At 57.7% G+C, this 15519-nt stretch carries 14 protein-coding genes; 5 read left to right on the forward strand and 9 right to left on the reverse strand.

Annotated features, from left to right (window positions below; genetic code table 11):
* Window positions 1-534: 534 nt before the first annotated feature.
* Window positions 535-1665 carry a glycoside hydrolase family 18 protein gene (locus JJB99_RS30935; protein WP_200495990.1) on the reverse strand — a complete coding sequence of 377 codons (1131 nt, stop codon included), beginning with the start codon at window positions 1663-1665 and terminating at the stop codon, window positions 535-537.
* Window positions 1666-2365: 700 nt separating this feature from the next.
* On the opposite strand from JJB99_RS30935, the gene JJB99_RS30940 reads away from it, so the two are divergent.
* The 3 genes from JJB99_RS30940 (at window position 2366) to groL (ending at window position 5402) form a co-directional block, all read left to right on the forward strand.
* Window positions 2366-2572: a hypothetical protein gene (locus tag JJB99_RS30940; protein WP_200495991.1), complete on the forward strand. Its 207-nt coding sequence runs from the start codon at window positions 2366-2368 to the stop codon at window positions 2570-2572.
* A gap of 776 nt (window positions 2573-3348) precedes the next feature.
* Window positions 3349-3663 (forward strand): co-chaperone GroES, encoded by a 315-nt coding sequence (locus JJB99_RS30945; protein WP_200495992.1) that lies wholly within the window; start codon window positions 3349-3351, stop codon window positions 3661-3663.
* An 89-nt stretch (window positions 3664-3752) separates the two neighbouring features.
* Window positions 3753-5402 (forward strand): chaperonin GroEL, encoded by a 1650-nt coding sequence (gene groL, locus JJB99_RS30950; RefSeq protein ID WP_200298516.1) that lies wholly within the window; start codon window positions 3753-3755, stop codon window positions 5400-5402.
* 384 nt (window positions 5403-5786) lie between these two features.
* Here the strand turns inward: groL and JJB99_RS30955 are convergent, their stop codons facing one another.
* The 3 genes from JJB99_RS30955 to JJB99_RS36720 form a co-directional block, all read right to left on the reverse strand.
* Window positions 5787-7070, reverse strand: a complete 1284-nt coding sequence (locus JJB99_RS30955) for an NAD(P)/FAD-dependent oxidoreductase (RefSeq protein WP_200495993.1) — start codon at window positions 7068-7070, stop codon at window positions 5787-5789.
* A gap of 711 nt (window positions 7071-7781) precedes the next feature.
* Entirely contained in the window at window positions 7782-8090 is a 309-nt protein-coding gene (locus tag JJB99_RS30960) for a hypothetical protein (protein WP_200495994.1), read from the reverse strand.
* 394 nt (window positions 8091-8484) lie between these two features.
* Complete coding sequence (locus JJB99_RS36720; protein WP_283815999.1) at window positions 8485-8610, reverse strand: hypothetical protein; 126 nt, start codon at window positions 8608-8610, stop codon at window positions 8485-8487.
* A gap of 256 nt (window positions 8611-8866) precedes the next feature.
* Here JJB99_RS36720 and JJB99_RS30965 point away from each other — a divergent pair, with 256 nt between their 5' ends.
* Together JJB99_RS30965 and JJB99_RS30970 are read left to right on the forward strand one after the other, a co-directional pair.
* Window positions 8867-9121, forward strand: a complete 255-nt coding sequence (locus tag JJB99_RS30965; RefSeq protein WP_200495995.1) for a helix-turn-helix domain-containing protein — start codon at window positions 8867-8869, stop codon at window positions 9119-9121.
* Window positions 9121-10428 (forward strand): type II toxin-antitoxin system HipA family toxin, encoded by a 1308-nt coding sequence (locus JJB99_RS30970; RefSeq protein WP_200495996.1) that lies wholly within the window; start codon window positions 9121-9123, stop codon window positions 10426-10428. The genes JJB99_RS30965 and JJB99_RS30970 overlap by 1 nt, the downstream gene beginning before the upstream one ends.
* A gap of 338 nt (window positions 10429-10766) precedes the next feature.
* On the opposite strand, the gene JJB99_RS30975 is transcribed toward JJB99_RS30970, so the two are convergent.
* The 5 genes from JJB99_RS30975 to JJB99_RS30995 all read right to left on the reverse strand — a co-directional run bounded on the left by JJB99_RS30975 (window position 10767) and on the right by JJB99_RS30995 (window position 15475).
* Window positions 10767-11948 carry an SGNH/GDSL hydrolase family protein gene (locus JJB99_RS30975; protein ID WP_200495997.1) on the reverse strand — a complete coding sequence of 394 codons (1182 nt, stop codon included), beginning with the start codon at window positions 11946-11948 and terminating at the stop codon, window positions 10767-10769.
* Between the two features lie 26 nt (window positions 11949-11974).
* Window positions 11975-12979: an SGNH/GDSL hydrolase family protein gene (locus JJB99_RS30980; protein ID WP_200495998.1), complete on the reverse strand. Its 1005-nt coding sequence runs from the start codon at window positions 12977-12979 to the stop codon at window positions 11975-11977.
* A gap of 95 nt (window positions 12980-13074) precedes the next feature.
* Window positions 13075-14910 carry a carbamoyltransferase family protein gene (locus JJB99_RS30985; protein WP_200495999.1) on the reverse strand — a complete coding sequence of 612 codons (1836 nt, stop codon included), beginning with the start codon at window positions 14908-14910 and terminating at the stop codon, window positions 13075-13077.
* A gap of 3 nt (window positions 14911-14913) precedes the next feature.
* A complete protein-coding gene (locus tag JJB99_RS30990) occupies window positions 14914-15066 on the reverse strand; it encodes a DUF5989 family protein (RefSeq protein ID WP_200298512.1) in 153 nt (50 codons plus the stop codon).
* A gap of 7 nt (window positions 15067-15073) precedes the next feature.
* A complete protein-coding gene (locus tag JJB99_RS30995) occupies window positions 15074-15475 on the reverse strand; it encodes an SxtJ family membrane protein (protein ID WP_200496000.1) in 402 nt (133 codons plus the stop codon).
* Window positions 15476-15519 lie beyond the last annotated feature (44 nt).

Raw genomic sequence — 15519 nt, forward strand, 5'->3', positions numbered from 1 at the left:
ACCGCTTGCGATTGGCAATGGTGGCGTACGCAAAGCAAACCGCGAGCCAATTGAATTCGGCGGTTCTGCAGGCACTTCGCAATGCTAGCAGCGTCAACTTGCTGACATTTGTCTCAAGACTCACAATCTACGTTGGATCGCTTGATCGTGATGCGCACGTGTGGATCGGCGCCGAAGCATGTCCCTCTATGTCGCATGGATCAGTGACTTATGGCGGCGATCGGGGTCATGACCCCGCACCGATACACAGACAAGGCTTAGGTCAGGGTTGCTCAAGCCTTTGCGTGAGGCTTCGCGAAGGGTCGTCCGGCCTCGCGATCAACCGGATGGGATCCGGTGCGCACGTCGCATCATGACGAAAAACCTGTATTGCCGCCAGCATGCGTCAGGAACGGCGCTGCCGTTTGTCAGATTTCCGACATCGCCGTTTTCAACCCGACGTGGCTCTGATTTCACCGCATCGAAGCCGTTTCGCGGATGATTTCGCTCGAGGCGCACGGATGACGCGCTTCAAGGCGACGTGATGACGACCTTCTAATCGAATCTTCGCGCAGGAAGCATGTGGAGCGCCGCGAGCAGCAGCGAACCGTCGTCGGCGAACAGGTCCCAGATCATGATCCCGGCGAGTCCATGGGCGCATGCGTACATCGTCTTGCGTGCGATGGAGAGCGGATCGTCGTAGCTGATCCATATCCGCCGTTCGGCGTCATAGAGCCACGGCACCTGCGCCTCATCACTCCAATAGCGGCGAAAGCCCCGCTCTTCCGGTCGCCTGGCAACGAGATCGCGATAATCGATGCCGTCGCTCCCTCCCCACTGCTCGCTCGCCCTCGTCCCCGCTTGCAAAAGTCCCGCATTCTCCTGCGGAACGTCTGCCAGAGCTCGGCCATAGAAGGCTACGCCGAGTGTGACCTTGCCCGGCGGCACCCCGGCCCGGATCAAGGCATTCACACTTGCATCGACATTGAGATGGGGATTTGGATCGCCGGCACAGGCGAACAGCGGGGCATTGAAGCCGGCAAAAGCCGAGCCCGCATGATAGTCGTAAGCCATCAGATGGATCCGGTCGACCAGCGGGGCCAGAGCGGCCGCATCCAGATTGACAATCTTATTGGGGGCGGCAGATACGGCAATGGTGAGCTCGAGCTCCCGGCGCTCCAATGCGGAAAACTCAATGAGTCTTCGGCGAAGCTCCGCAATCAGGAGCGTGAAATTCGTACGGTCGTCGAGGCGGGCGAGATTTCCTGGACGTCCTCCTGAGACGGGAAACTCCCAATCGACATCCACACCATCGAACAGACCAGGATACGGGCGAAAGAACGCCTCGATAACGGATTGTGCGAACCGCGCGCGCGACATCGGTGTGGCAGCGGCGGCCGAGAAATATTTTGACCCGCTCCAACCGCCCAACGAAATCAGGATGCGAAGCTCTGGACTGCTCCGCTTCAATTCGGCGAGTTGGACGAAATTTCCGCCGAACGGGGGCGAGGGCGCGGTTCCGTCGCAGGCTCCTGCGTCGAGGCAACGATCCGCAAGTCCAGCCAGTCCTTCTGCCGAAACGGTGCCGAACGCGTACATCAAGTGGGTCAGCGCGCGCGCCGGGATCGTCTTGATGTTTGGACCGCCCGTCCGGGCTTTCCACGGGGCGACATAGCCGGCGACCACTGGCCTCCTGGACGGCGTGGTCCGCCCTTGCTGCATCAGTGCGTATCCGCACACGAGCGTAGAAAACCCGGCTGCAGCGAAGGTTCGACGATTAATTGCCACGGCCTACGACCTTATGCTCTCTGTCTGATTGTACCCTGCGCCGTTCGATAACGCGATCGCCTCAGCGAGCCTTCGATATGCAATGGCGCTGCTCCTATCACCCAACCGTTACGACGTCATTGGAGCATTCTTGATCGAGAGCTGTAGTTGCTGCGCGAAGGATTCGGCTCTCGAATGGCGAGGGTAGACGGCGAAATTGAACGCTCTGGAGGAAGGCGATACGTCTAAGACGAGGCGTAGAAGCTGTAGCAGCTCTTCTGTGGCTGGCTTCTGGCCGTTTCTTGCCTGGCATCGGGCGCGTTATCCCATCCGAATTGTCGAAAGGCGCACAACCAGAATCGGTGTATTGGAACGTATGGGCAGCAGCTACGGCTGCTTTAGTCGCTGAATTGCGCTTCGCTTCTGCGACAAGATGGGAGGCTATGAAGCGAAACGGTGGCGCGCATCCTACCCGCGCCGGCTCCGGACAGTGTGAACTTGCTTTCAGGTCTGAGCGGAACCCCTCCTTTTTGTAGGATTCATGTTGCAACCAGCGGGAGATGATGAGCATTCTTACACTTGCAATTAGGACCACCTACAGAAAGTCAGGGAGCTCGAAATGAACGACAATGTGTCTTCAGCGCAAAGCGATCTGCAGGGACTTAGGCTGATCCGCGCTTTTCTCCGGATCCGCGATCCACGCACCCGGTCCGAACTCGTCGAACAAGCCGAAAGGCTCGTCGCGGAAGTGGAGCCTGCGGGATCTGGTTCGAGCTTGCCCGGTTCACCTGGTTTCGCCGAGCGTCCGCCGGATCCTCTTAGTTGATCTCTCGCCCTCTTCGTGTCGCCCAACGCCACCGTTGTAGTACCACTCCCGTCTGCCCGCGTTGCAGGAAGCCCCTGACCTGCCCGCAATCGTCATAGCAGCGAGCCACGGCGGTCGTCGTCAGGATCACCGCCTTTGCTTTCGCAGGGACGCGGCCGACCTGGGCGTTCGGCTCGCAGGTTAGAAGCGCGAAGATGTCGGCGGGGATCTCGCCTTACTTGGCCTTGCGCACGCTGGTCCAGTTGGTCCAGAGACCTCGCGAATGCGAGAACAGGGCAAGTCTCCTCGGGAGCGAACCGGACCGCGGCACCTTCTTGCCATCAATAGTGTCCGGAAGAACGACGTGAACGGCACGAGACAGCGGCTCTCCAGATCAAGCCAGCGCCCTCGATGCGTGCTCTCACTTGCGGACGTTGATAGTGCCGCTGGATCCTCAGCAGGTCTTTGAAGTCGACTGGCCTGCCCTTTGCATCGAGCTTCTTGGTGGCGTCATCAGAACCCGGCGCGAGCTCGGCGTGCTCCAGCGCGCCATCACGAGTCCGAGTCCGCGCGGGATAGTGAGGAAAAATCCGAGGCAGCAAGGCAGGTCGCCGGTCCGGTTGTTCGCCGGCATGCCGCCGAAGAGCCGAATACCCCGGGGCATCTATTTTTCTGCCAGAAACCCTTGCTTCCGGAAAGGACCAGCCCCATTTGAGCCCGGCCCGCGCTAGCACTCGCTGGCATCGACTGCTAACAACTCTGAAATTCAAACCCGAGCAACTACTTAGGAGGACTGCATGAACTTCCGTCCGCTTCACGACCGCGTCGTGGTCAAGCGCATCGACGCAGAAGAGAAGACCGCTGGCGGCATCATCATTCCCGATACGGCCAAGGAAAAGCCCTCGCAGGGCGAAGTGATCGCCGTCGGCCCCGGCGGCCGCGACGAGGCCGGCAAGCTGGTTCCGATCGACCTCCAGGTCGGCGATCGCGTGCTGTTCGGCAAGTGGTCGGGCACCGAGGTCAAGATCGACGGCCAGGAGCTGTTGATCATGAAGGAGAGCGACATCATGGGCGTTCTCACCGACGCGTCGGCCAAGAAGAAGGCCGCCTAATCCAACCGCTCGCACCGCTCACCCCTGAGGAGCGCCTGCGGGCGCCTCGCCAAGGGTGAGATGAGACCAGTCAACTCAGGGAAACCAATATGTCAGCCAAAGAAGTCAAATTCGGCGTCGATGCCCGCGACCGCATGCTGCGCGGCGTCGACATCCTCAACAACGCGGTGAAGGTCACGCTCGGTCCGAAGGGCCGCAACGTCGTGCTCGACAAGTCGTTCGGCGCTCCCCGCATCACCAAGGACGGCGTCACCGTCGCCAAGGATATCGAGCTCGACGACAAGTTCGAGAATATGGGTGCGCAGATGGTGCGCGAAGTCGCCTCCAAATCCGCTGACGCGGCCGGCGACGGCACCACCACCGCGACCGTGCTCGCGGCTGCCATCGTCCGTGAGGGCGCCAAGGCGGTTGCCGCCGGCATGAACCCGATGGACCTCAAGCGCGGTATCGACCTTGCGGTCGATGCGGTGGTTGCGGACCTGCAGAAGAACACCAAGAAGGTCACCTCGAACGACGAGATCTCTCAGGTCGGCACCATCTCGGCCAACGGTGACGCGGAGATCGGCAAGTTCCTCGCCGACGCCATGAAGAAGGTCGGCAACGAGGGCGTCATCACCGTCGAGGAAGCCAAGTCGCTCGAGACCGAGCTCGACGTCGTCGAGGGCATGCAGTTCGACCGCGGCTACATCTCGCCCTACTTCGTCACCAACGCCGACAAGATGCGCGTTGAGATGGACGACGCCTACATCCTCATCAACGAGAAGAAGCTCTCCTCGCTGAACGAGCTGCTGCCGCTGCTGGAGGCCGTGGTGCAGACCGGCAAGCCGCTGGTCATCGTCGCCGAGGACGTCGAAGGCGAGGCCCTCGCGACCCTGGTCGTGAACCGCCTCCGCGGTGGTCTGAAGGTCGCGGCCGTCAAGGCGCCGGGCTTCGGCGATCGCCGCAAGGCCATGCTGCAGGACATCGCGATCCTGACCGGCGGCCAGGCGATCTCGGAAGACCTCGGCATCAAGCTCGAGAACGTCACGCTCAACATGCTCGGTCGCGCCAAGAAGGTGATGATCGACAAGGAGAACACCACGATCGTCAACGGCGCCGGCAAGAAGACCGACATCGAGGCGCGCGTGGCCCAGATCAAGGCGCAGATCGAGGAGACCACCTCGGACTACGATCGTGAGAAGCTCCAGGAGCGTCTCGCCAAGCTCGCTGGCGGCGTCGCGGTGATCCGCGTCGGCGGCGCGACCGAGGTCGAGGTGAAGGAGCGCAAGGATCGCGTTGATGACGCGATGCATGCGACCCGCGCCGCGGTCGAGGAAGGCATCGTCCCGGGCGGCGGCGTCGCCCTGCTCCGTGCCTCCGAGCAGCTCAAGGGCCTGCGCACCAAGAACGACGACCAGAAGACCGGCGTCGAGATCGTGCGCAAGGCGCTCTCCGCGCCCGCCCGCCAGATCGCGATCAACGCCGGTGAAGACGGCTCGGTGATCGTCGGCAAGATCCTCGAAAAGGATCAATACGCCTATGGCTTCGACTCGCAGACCGGCGAATACGGGAACCTTGTCACCAAGGGCATCATCGACCCGACCAAGGTGGTCCGTACCGCGATCCAGAATGCAGCCTCGGTCGCTGCGCTGCTGATCACGACGGAAGCCATGGTCGCCGAGCTGCCCAAGAAGGGCGGCGCCGGTCCGGCGATGCCTCCGGGCGGCGGCATGGGTGGCATGGGCGGGATGGACTTCTGATCCAGCCGTTAAGGCCAACCGCGGAAATGCGAAACCCCGGCAGCGATGCCGGGGTTTTTTTTGGTGTGTGCCGAGCATGTTCGACAGCTCTGCGGAGATTAACCTGTTTAGCGGACTCGAACATCTGCTGAGTCGATGGGGCAGCCGCTGCCTGCGAGGAATAGTTTCATCGCGTGCTAGCATATGAAGGACGCCAGTGGCTCTGCGAAAACGAGATCGATTGAGATGATACGGTGTGGCGAGTTGGAACATATGATCGGCATCCTACGTCAGCGATCGAGCGAGATGGGCAATAGCCCTCTCTGAGGCCGGCGGAACTGTAATACGTCGGCGAAAAGCAAGGATGTGCCTTGCGTGGAGCTCGCGATTACCGAGAACTGACGGTCAGAGCCGGGCTTCGGTGAAATGAACGAGTTGCGCCCCGATGCGATAGAGCGCCTCCCGCGTGGCGCGGAAGCGCGGCTCCTCTACCGGTGCGATCGGAAGCGGAAGATCTTTGTCCGCAACCTGCCCTAGCACATAGGAGGCGAGCACGCCTCCGAACACAGTGGCCGGCGCAATTCCGCGGCCGTTGTATCCATTGAACCCAATGACGTTGCGGTCTAACTTGTGAAAGCGAGGTAGGTTGTCCGAGGTCAGACCGATCGTCCCGAACCAACCGGCCTCGAATTCGATGTCGGAGAGCTGAGGAAACAGCTTGCCGAGCGAACGGATGGCCCACGCCCTGTGCACTGCTGTACTGCTCCACTCAAGAGCACCGACGCTGCCATAAACGAGCCGACCTGCACGGTCGAAGCGAAATGAACTGAGCACCTGCTTCGTGTCCCAGGCGCCGTGGCGTTCGGGCAGGATCGATGCCCTCAAATGATCCGGGAGAGGTTGGGTCGCAAAGTTGAAGTAAGGCAGTTGGATCTGCTCCTGCCGGACCAGCGACCACGGTCCTCGCGCGTAGGCATCGGTGGCAACAATCACCCAATCTGCACGCACAGATCCGGCTGCCGTATTGACCTTCCAGCGCGAGCCGTCATCGCTGGCGGCGAGAGCAGCGCTGTGAGTGAATATTTTCGCGCCCGCAGCAAGCGCGGCGCGAGCCAAACCACGGACATAGGCCAGCGGCTGAATTGTGCCAGCGCGTTTATCCAGCAGCGCACCAGTGTAGTCGCCGCCGCCAATCCTCCGGCGCGTCTCCTCGGCGCCGAGAATCTCGACCGGCGCACCACGTCGCTGCCATTGTTCAGCACGAGCCTCGATTTCTTCCAATCCCCTGCGTCCGACTGCACAATGCAACGTGCCCCTGGGCTCTTGCTCGCAGTTAATATCATGTTGCGCAATAAGATCGAACACCCGTCGCGGCCCATCGCCGAGCAGATCGATCAGGCGCTCCCCAAGGGTTTGTCCCAGCGTCGCCGCGAGAGCGTCCGGCATGACCCACATACCGGCATTCACGAGACCGACATTGCGTCCAGAGCCGCCGAAGCCGATTTCAGATGCCTCGAGGACAGCGACGCGCGCTCCTCCTTCTGCAAGATGGAGAGCGGACGAAAGCCCGGTATATCCGCCACCGATGACGAGGACATCGACGTCGATCTCGCCAGCCAGACGAGCGGTCTGAGGTGCATGCGGAGCCGTCAGTTCCCAGAGCCCGTGCGATCTCGGATCCCCTTGCATCAGGCAAACTCCCTCGGCTGCAATTGTCCGTCGCGCGTCAGCAACGCGCCGACAAGCCGTCCCGAGCTCCGCGGCCGTAGCGTAGGAACTCCGGAAGTAGCGCGCAAGCCTGCGAACAATTCGCGGGGAGGTCAAATTTGAATGCCGATCGACAAGCCTTGGCATAAAGCTCGCAAAGCGGATTGGCATGAGAACGCAAAAGTCCTCATGGCACGAAACACCGCGATGGCTTCTTCACTGCATCCGGCTCGAGCACGTTCTTAACCGGATCAGGCGAAGAAAGCCTGATCCTGGTTGTCAGCTCCCGATCCGGGCAGCCGGGCTAGCGATGTCCTGCCGGAACGCGCTGTGACGCCCCCATTCATGGGGGTAGCAGCTCCGCCACTCCGCTGCGGAGCCTGACGCGTCCGCGCCGAGCATCACCATTCGGCGCTGCGCGATTTCGATAAACGATAGCAAGAGCAGGTCGGGGCGCACCTAACGCTTGGCTGAATCATTCGCACTCGCCGAGAGCGAGGGCAAAAGCTTCCGCCCTATACCGACCAGCAACTCATTTTCGTGGACGAGCCGGAGGGGGCGCTGACAGCCTCGACGCAGCAATCAACTTTATTGCTTGCTGCTGGGCCATTCGCGCCGAGATCGAACTGAACACGAAAAAAACCTCCGGCCGCCTGTGCGCGACCGGAGGTTTGCCGATAAGAATCGCCTGCGTTAGTGGCGCTTGCCGGCGGTCGGCGTGCCGCCGACTGAAGAATCGTCAGCTGCCCCCTTGTTCGGAGCGATTCCGGTAGTGCCGGCTGCACCCTTTGTGCTCTTGACCGGCTTCATACCTGCCTTTCGGTCCGCAGCGCCGAGCTGAGTGGTCGAATCCTCATCATCATCGCTCATACCCCCCTGTATGCTCTTGCCTTGCATGCCGCCGCGACTCTTGGAGTCGGTCGAAAGGTCTTGCGCAAGCACTTGGCCTCCAAGCAAAGCCGAAAGGACACATGCGACTACAGAGGTCTTCACCAACTTCATCATCTCTCCTGGACTTGTTCGCGATTGAACGATTCCATCACTCTACGCCATTCGCTTTCACCGGATCGTTCAACGCGTCAATACTGCGAACGGCGCCGTCGCAAGCAACGTGATTCTTGTGGTCATCGTTTAGAGATTTTGAGGCGATTTCGCGGAGTTGCCTTCCCATCGGCGGTGCGTCGAGCATCTACGCAAGCAATTCAACTGCCGGACCGAGATTCTCAATTTCAGGCCATGATCCGCACCGGAGGAAGCTTCCTGGGATCCGCTGATGACTCATGATCTTTAGAGGCGGATGCGAGCGCGCAGCAGCTTGCATGGTCTCACCTCAGGCTCGCCCAACGCCCACAGTCGGGCTCGCATGCTATCTCTGGCCAGTCAGTTGGCGAGGAGTTCATGGTAAAGAACGACGCCGCCGGCTTGGATGATCAATCGTTTGTTCGGTCTTGAGCAACTCGATCGCTTGTTCGATCAGCTTCGTATCGATCCGGCCCGTGGGCTTGCCCTTCTCCATGGCCATACCGTTGATCGTTGCCGGACGTGCTCTTCCATCGATTGAGGGCTTGCGAAATCTTGGCGATAGCATTGGCAGCCGCCAGCCTTGGTCTTGCTCGGATTTGGCTGGGAAAAGTGCTCGATCATTCCGGAATATGGCGGGAGATTTACGCACTACGTATATTCTGAGTTTATACGCGCTAGCGTCTATTTTCTTAATATACGCACTTGCGTATATTGACTGCGTATACGCAACTGCGTATACTGGTGCCGAGGTTCACATGCCGCAGCACATCGCCCGCAACGAAAAACAACTGGGAGCCATTCTACGAAGGGCTCGCAAGCAGGCCGGACTGACGCAATCCGAGCTCGGAAAAAACATCCACCTGCGTCAGGGAACCGTGTCCCGGCTTGAAGCGGGCGCACCCGCCGTTCAACTCCACACCCTGATGGAAGCGCTGGCTGCCCTTGACTTGGAATTGGTGGTTCGCTCGCGAAGTAAAGCGAGTGCGGCCGATATCGAGCGCGCATTCTAATGCCCCGTCCGAAAGCCAACGCTCCGTTAAACGTGTTCGTCAATGGCCGCCTGGTCGGGGTACTCAAGCGCGAGTCCAGCGGCGCCATCGACTTTCGCTACGATGCGCAATGGCTCTCATGGCAGTCGACCTTCCCGATCTCGCTCTCCCTCCCCCTTCGCGAGGACCGCTATATCGGCGCTCCGGTCATCAACGTGTTCGACAATCTGCTGCCGGACGGCGAACCGATACGCAGGCGCGTCGCCGAACGTGTCGGCGCGACCGGTACGGACGCCTACAGCATGCTCTCGGCTCTCGGACATGACTGCGTCGGGGCACTCCAATTTCTACCGGAAGGCATCGATCCGGGACCGCCGGGCAAGATCGAAGGCAAGCTCATCAGTGACGATGAAGTCGCGCATATCATTCAAAATCTGGCGGCGGCTCCGCTCGGTCTCGATGAGGACGAAGATTTCCGAATTTCCATCGCCGGTGCGCAGGAAAAGACCGCTTTGCTGCGCCAGGACGGCAAATGGTACAAGCCGGTGGGGACCACCGCCACCACCCATATCCTGAAGCCGCAAATAGGGCGCTTGCCGAACGGCATTGATCTCTCAAACAGCGTCGAGAACGAATTCTTCTGCCTCAAACTCATTTCAGCTCTTGGTATCCCGGCAGCGAACGTCGAGATGACTGATTTTGGAGGCCGCCGGACGCTCGTTGTCGAGCGTTTTGATCGCCGCTGGACAAGCGACAAGCGATTGCTCCGCCTGCCCCAGGAGGATTGCTGCCAAGCGTTGTCGGTACCGCCGACCAGAAAATATCAGTCGGATGGCGGGCCCGGACTAGAGGACATTCTGGAGCTGCTGAAAGGAAGCGATGCACCAAGTCAAGATCTCACGATGTTTCTCCGTGCGAGCATCGTGTTCTGGCTAATTGGAGCAACTGACGGTCACGCCAAGAATTTCAGCATCTTTCTCGGCCCCGGAGGCCGCTTTCGTCTGACACCACTTTATGACGTGCTAAGTGCACAACCCAGTCTAAACGCGAAGCAAATTCAACCCAAGGCACTTAAGCTTGGGATGTCGGTCGGCAAGAGCCGACACTACACCGTGAATGAAATCCTACCTCGGCACTTCATACAGACGGCCGAGATCTCCCGCGTCGGGGTTGCCGTCGTACGCTCCATCTTCAAGGATCTCGCAGAAACGTTCGAGACAGCGTTTGACGATGTGCTCAAAGCCCTTCCTAAGGACTTTCCGGAGCAACTAACAAGCTCGATACGGACTGCCGCCCTTCATCGCACCAGGCTCATCGCCGAGGCCTGACATCCCTATGGCGATCGTGGCGCTGTTCAAAATCCGTCAAGATCCTCTCGACGTGAGCGGCCAGACAACCGGTTCGTCGACATCTCGTCTTCCGCGACAAAGAAGTCATTGCCCTGTAATCGTAGCGCGACTCAGTCTGTGCGATAGCGCGACGGCATGTCGCCGCAACAGTTGTTCGGTTGGCGACGTCAGTTGCGAGAAGCAGCAGGCGCATTTCCGAAGAAGAAGTACAGGTTGTGGCGGCGGTGGATGCCCTGGTGCTGGCGGCTGTTCTTGGCCATGAGCGTGGAGCGGTGCGCCGAAAACTCTGTTCAGACAACCGGGTCCAGCGCTGTTGTTCACTTCGCGGGAGCATATAGTGCCAATATGTCGGCTGCGATCTTCCTAGATATCCGATCATTTCCATCCTCGCCATAATGCCCGCCGTCCATGTAAACTGGGCTGGCAACGTCGGCAAAGATAGTACGTAAGTCATGAAACACGTTTTGCTCCAAACTCTCATCTTCTCTCTTGACCAACTTGCTTCTCATCAGAGAGTAAAGATCGTTTTTTCCTGGAAGCCGTTTCTCTGATTTTAAAAGCTGATCCTCTTCATATTTTGTCCTGTGTGCTTTATCAGACAGCTGAGGCTCAAGGTAGAATAATGTTTTAAAGGATAAGCTCCTTGAAATAGCCTCTATAAACCGAACATTCCCTAGATAGACATCCAGAGCTCCGTCAGACAACACGTCTAATTTTTTCGAGCACCCCGCGAGCTGTGTTTTGCCGGTGAGCAGTCTTATCAGCGCGAAGTTTTCTAACCTTATACTTATGCGCGCTTTTGCCTCCTTTTTAGGAGATATCTTTTCGAGGTTTGAGTTGCCAAGCGGAACGCCCGGTTCTCCTTCATAACAAGCGGAGAAAGCCTCAACCGATCCGCCGTAAAAGACCACCAAATCAGGCACATTCCGCTTTCTCAATTCGAGAATGAAGCGAATCAAGCTTTGGGTAGTTACATCCCCAATGACTGCATAATTTGTGACTTCAGCGCTGATTCCATTTTCGGCTAACATTTTGGCGACAAGGGAGGGAATGGTGAAGTCGTCCCTAGATCCAAGCCCCCACAAAGTCGACCCGCCAAAAAAGAATATTTTTAACCTGGTACGCTTATCATCCTTGATTGCCTCGGAGTTCCACGTTCTTCTGGTGCCTTCGTGTACGTTAATGAATTTGCCCGCATAGTCCGTTTGTTGTGATTGCGTATATGAAGCCCACACCCGCGCCTTGGCATCGGTGAGTTCTTTGAAGTATTCTTCCGCCAGGTCGGGATTTGCATACACCCCAGAATTGGCTGCAGCTTTGGCGGCGCTTTGACGTTCTCTCTTGTCAGCTCTCTCGTAGTAGGATGTCAGCGATACTTCCAGAGTCGTCAGCAAAAGAAGAGCGACACCAAGGATTGCCCATATCTCGTTCAATAGGGCCCTCAAGCGAACGACCCTCGTCCTCACAGCGGCCGTTCTCAGCAGCGCATCTGCTTCCAAACGGTTTTCCGTGGAAGAGGATTCCTTCAATTTGACCCTCGAAAGTCTTCGGGAATTTGGGCCACTAGGGCTCTCATAATTGAGTCCGCGTAGAGTCCGGCCGCTTTGCCGTTTGGGTGGGAGTCTGTCTTCGTGACCCAGAGGGACTGTGGGGCTTGATTTTCCACAGCCGGAAGAAGGTCCAGAAATGGTATACTGAGCGCTTTCACCTTGGAGGCAACGAGATTCGTTATATCTTGAAATGGATATGGGGACAGCTCGTGCAGTTCCGGGTAGTTAACTACAATGAGTTTGATGTTTCGCGCCTTGCAATAGCTCGCAAGTTCTTTCAACGCACCCTGCGCAACCAACCAGCCGGATTCATTCTCTTGATAGAGACCGCGGTAATAGTGCTGCCAATCAGCCTTGCCGAAGTATGTTCGCATAACGGCATCGAAACGACCCGCGATGAATACCGCTGAATAGAAGTGCTCTAGAAAGAAATTCTCCGTCCTTCGCGGTGTTGGCTCTGCGTCATTAATAAAATAGTTCAGTACGACGATGTCAGGCTTGTATACGTGCGCCTTCTTCATGAAGTACGTTGCTTCCATAGCTGTGTTAGCATTTCCAATCCCAGTATTTATGACCTCGAATTTTTTTTCCTTCGCGTTCAGCAGCCTTTCCAATCGATATGATGTGACGTCTTCAGGTCTTGCGCCCCATCCAAACGTCAAGGAGTCGCCAAGCATCATGATCCGAACAGTGCCACTCTCTTTTTCCACGGAATGTTCGCGATCGCGCCAACCTGCTGAGTTGATTGTTACTGGGACCCCCATGTAAACCCCACCCTTTCCAGGGGTGTGTTCGTGCCCTGCACCGGGTATGTCACTAACCACTTTCAGCTCTTTGGCGTAACGCCACATTTCGATGTCAAAATTAGTGCCGTCTGCCTGCGTTAAACGCACATAGAATTCCAGTAGGGCGGCAGCCGTAATCAGGCTAGTAGCTATTGAAACCATTCCGAAGATTGCGCTTTTTGTTTTGACATCCATGTGGATGGCTTTCTTCGAAATGCGCGCCAAAATCGTTCGTACAGGAGATAGAAATCACGACGGCTGCCAAGCGCACAGCTTGAACGCCTCGCGTTCTAATCGAGTTCATAGCAACGACGATAGTTCTTCATCAGCGTTTTGCTCTGGTCTTCCTTCCGTAAGAGCGAATTGCCGACGGCCAGCATTTCGATTTCCGTTCCCATGAAACAGCGGAACGCATCCTCTGGAGTGCAAACGATCGGTTCTCCTCGCACGTTGAATGAGGTGTTCACGAGAACAGGGCATCCGGTTAGTTCCTTGAACTTCGATATCAATCTGTGAAACCGCGGATTGGTCGTGTTGTGCACAGTCTGCACGCGCGCGGAGTAGTCCACGTGTGTGACGGCCGGAATTTCCGAGCGCACGACGTTCAATCTATCGATGCCGAAGAGCTGCTTTTGCTTTTCTGACATCGGCAACTGCTTCGTGTTCAGCACGTCGGCCACAAGGAGCATGTAGGGGCTGTCGGAATGAAGCTGAAACCATTGCGACACGTCCTCTCGCAAAACACTCGGCGCAAATGGGCGGAAAGACTCGCGATACTTCACCTTGAGATTTAGCTGCTTCTGGACAGTCGGTGAGCGGGGATCAGCAATGATGGAACGTCCGCCGAGCGCTCGCGGGCCGAACTCCATCCGCCCCTGCATCCATCCAACCGCCTTACCGTCGATCAGAGCATGTGCGACACTGTCGATCAGTGCTTCATCGATTTCCGCCGTGAATACCGCGCCGGCTTTTCCTAGACGCTCTTCGATTTCGCGCTGACTGAACTCCGGTCCGAGGTACGCGCCGTTCATGCTGTCGCCCGCAGGGACGCTCCTGGGCTTTTCAAGCATGAGATGGTAGGCAGCCAGTGCTGCGCCCACCGCGCCGCCGGCGTCGCCAGACGCCGGCTGAATCCAGATGTTGTCGAAGAGTTTTTCCCGCATGAGCTTTCCGTTCGCCACACAATTAAGCGCCACTCCTCCTGCGAGGCAGAGGTTTCTCTGGCCGGTTGTGGTCCGGATTTCTTTTGCGAGCCTTAGGACGACCTCCTCGGTAACGGCCTGAATGGAGGCCGCTAGATCCATCTCCCTCTGCGTCAACCCACTTTCCGGGCGTCTGGCCGGACCACCAAATAGCGTCTCGAAGCGACCATTGGTCATTGTTAGTCCGGTACAATAGTCAAAGAAGCTCATGTCCAGGTGGAATGACCCATCCTCCTTGATGTTGATCAGGTGCTCCTTTATCAGATGCACATACTTTGGCTCGCCGTAGGGCGCCAGTCCCATTACCTTGTACTCACCGGAGTTCACCTTGAAACCGATGTAGTAAGTGAACGCTGAGTACAACAAGCCAAGCGAATGCGGAAAGTGAATCTCCTTGTAGACCGACAGTTCCTTTCCATTACCGATCGCAAGCGAGGTTGTCGTCCACTCTCCGACACCATCCATCGTTAACACCGCGGCTTCGTGGAATGGCGACGGGAAGAACGCCGACGCTGCGTGACTGAGATGGTGCTCTGAAAAGCGGAGTCGCCTCGACCAATCAACATCACTCCCGAGGTGCTCGTTCAGAGCCTCGGCAATCAACGTTCTTTGAAACAGCTTGTCCTTCAGCCAAACCGGCATCGACGTTGCGAAACTGTTAAATCCCTTCGGCGCGAAAGCTAGATAGGTTTCAAATATCCGCTCGAATTTACTAAAGGGCTTGTCGTAGAAGACTACATAGTCGACGTCCGCTGGACATAGCCCTGCAGCGCGAAGACAGTAACGAGCCGCACAGGCAGGAAAGCCTGGATCGTGTTTTTTCCGCGTAAAGCGCTCTTCCTGCGCGGCAGCTACCAGTTGGCCGTCTGAGACGAGACAAGCGGCGGAGTCGTGGTAGTAAGCTGAGATACCCAGAATATTCACTGGTCAGAACAGCGTGTAAACGAACGGCGCCATGACAGAGCCTTGCGCCAGAACTAGCAGAGCGGCTATGAGCACCATGAGAAGAATTGGGGGGGCGAGCCACATCTTTTTGCGAACACGCATGAAAGCCCAGAGTTCCTTGATGAAGAGAAACATATGCGCCTCAGAACTGGTGTGTGAAGGACTGACCTGTCGGACCTGGCGGGCTACGACTGATCCAGTAACTTGCGACTGGTCGTCGCTTCAAATGAAGCTCATCGCGCCCGAGCAAGCGAGCGATGAAGGCGATCGGTACCAGAAGCCCGAAATAAATGATGCCCAGAACCAGCGGGCTGATGATCCGTCCAAGGAACTCGCCGAAGTAGAACCAGAGTAGGTTGGGCTGCGTGAGAATTCGCGGGACGATCAATGCTATGCCGCCGAATGCGACACTAACCGCAAGGAGCGACACGTAAGCGGCAGCGACTTGTCCCTTGACGGCCACGCATGCGCCCAATGCAAGAAATACGGCGCAAAACGTGAGGCCGAAGCGTCGATTGGACGGCAGTTTGGCCGGCACTCTCATGCTATATCTCCTGCTATGTATCATGACTCACAAGAATGGCCGCG

Origin of the sequence: Bradyrhizobium diazoefficiens, from assembly GCF_016616235.1 — a bacterium.
Lineage (GTDB): Bacteria > Pseudomonadota > Alphaproteobacteria > Rhizobiales > Xanthobacteraceae > Bradyrhizobium > Bradyrhizobium diazoefficiens_H.